Origin of the sequence: Saccharomonospora saliphila YIM 90502 (assembly GCF_000383795.1) — a bacterium.
In the GTDB taxonomy this organism is placed as follows: Bacteria; Actinomycetota; Actinomycetes; order Mycobacteriales; family Pseudonocardiaceae; genus Saccharomonospora; species Saccharomonospora saliphila.
This window is the reverse complement of record NZ_KB912594.1, coordinates 1-1,812: the sequence shown is the minus strand read 5'-3', so window position 1 is coordinate 1,812 and position 1,812 is coordinate 1. Positions and strand designations below refer to the sequence as shown.

Below are 1,812 nucleotides of genomic sequence, written 5' to 3'. Positions count from 1 at the left end.
CGCACGACCGAGTCGATCCCGACCAGCGAGTGCACGGCGCCTGCTACGGGAGGTCACCGACCTGCTGATGGACGAGGTCGAAACGCTGCTCGCCGACGTCAGGGGCGAGCGGCGGCCCGGGGAGGCGGGGGGAGGCGCGGCCTGACATGGCGCCGTCCGACTCCACCGTGCCCGGCACGGTCCGGGCCCCCGCGAGCGCGCACGGCACCGCTGTGGAGCGGGTCGCGGTGCTGGGCGCGGGCTCCTGGAGCACGACGTTCGCGAAGGTGCTGGCCGAGGCCGGGTGCGCGGTGACGATGTGGGCGCGGCGCGCGGACGTGGCCGAGGAGATCACCGCGCGGCACACGAATTCCGCCTACCTTCCCGAGGTCGCGCTGCCGGACACGCTCACGGCCACCTCCGACCCCGCCCGCGCGCTGGACGGCGCCCAGGCGGTGGTGCTGGCCGTGCCGAGCCAGAGCCTGCGGGACAACCTGACGGCGTGGCGCCATCTGCTTCCGGACGGGGCGAGCCTGGTCAGCCTCGCCAAGGGCGTCGAGCTGGGCACGCTCAAGCGCATGAGCGAGGTCGTCGGCGAGGTCGTGGGCATGCCCCCGGACGAGGTCGTCGTGGTGTCGGGCCCCAACCTGGCGCGTGAGATCGCCGCGCGGCAGCCCGCGGCGGCGGTGCTCGCCTGCGCCGACCACGACCGCGCCGTGGCCGTGCAGCGCGCGGCCTCCACCGGCTACTTCCGGCCCTACACCAACACCGACGTCGTCGGCTGCGAACTGGCCGGTGCGTGCAAGAACGTCATCGCGTTGAGCTGTGGTATGGCCGCCGGCCTCGGGTTCGGAGCCAACACGACGGCCACGCTGATCACCCGGGGGCTCGCGGAGACGGCCCGGCTCGGCGCCGAACTCGGCGCGGACGCGCTCACCTTCGCGGGCCTTGCCGGGGTGGGTGACCTGGTGGCGACGTGCTCGTCGCCGCTGTCGCGCAACCGGACCTTCGGCGAGCGTGTCGGCGGGGGCGAGACGATCGAGCAGGCTCGCGCGGCGCAGGGCGGCCAGGTCGCCGAGGGGGTCACCTCCTGCCGGTCCATCCGGGAGCTGGCCCGGCGTGCCGGGGTGGACATGCCGATCACCGAGGCGATGTACCGGGTCTGCCACGAGGGCGCCGATCCGGCGGCCGTCGGAGCCGAACTGCTGGGGCGCGAACGCAAGCACGAGTGGTCGTGACCCGGCGCACACCGGTTCCCGCGGCGCCGGGTTTGACGGGCGTGGCGCCTTTTGGTTCTCTGAAGGCATGACCGCCTCCCGTGTGCCCTGGTACCGGACGAGCACGTCCCGGGCACTCACGCCGTGCGCGCCACGACTCGCGGGCGTCGCCGGGGCGGTATGTCCGCGCGCGGCGTGTCGCCGCTGACGCGAGGCCGCTTCCTCCGGCCGCTCGCGACGGCACGACCGAGCGCCTCAGGCGCTGTCGCGGAAAGCTTCCCCTTCACGACTCTTCCCAGGATGCCCCTGACCATGTTCGCCGTTCCCGAGAACACGATCGCGCCCGCGCCCGCCGACACCGCGCCGCGGCACCCCGTCCGCACGGCGCTGGAGTTCGCCGCCGACCGGCAGCGTTGGCGCAACCTGCTGCGCTACGACCCGGACGACCGGTTCGGCGTTCTGCTGGACTCCGTGCGCGGGCAGCAGGTGTGGCTCTTGTCCTGGCTGCCGGGGCAGCGCACCGGCCCGCACGACCACGGCCCCACCACGGGGGCGTTCACGGTCGTGAGCGGCACGCTGACCGAGACGGTGCTGCGCGACGGGCGGCTGGACGAGG

Annotated in this window: 1 protein-coding gene and 1 pseudogene; both read left to right on the top strand. The window is 74.3% G+C overall.

Going from position 1 to position 1,812, the window contains the following annotated elements:
* Positions 1 to 146: 146 nt before the first annotated feature.
* On the top strand, positions 147 to 1,217 hold the full coding sequence (locus tag SACSA_RS0100255; RefSeq protein WP_083940101.1) for an NAD(P)H-dependent glycerol-3-phosphate dehydrogenase: 1,071 nt from the start codon (positions 147 to 149) through the stop codon (positions 1,215 to 1,217).
* Between the two features lie 291 nt (positions 1,218 to 1,508).
* Positions 1,509 to 1,812, top strand: a pseudogene (locus SACSA_RS0100250) (cupin domain-containing protein); the annotation flags it as partial.

Bases quoted from the DNA above. Each gene is read 5' to 3' on its own strand.
- SACSA_RS0100255 (WP_083940101.1), top strand. From the start codon at position 147: ATGGCGCCGTCCGACTCCACCGTGCCCGGCACGGTCCGGGCCCCCGCG.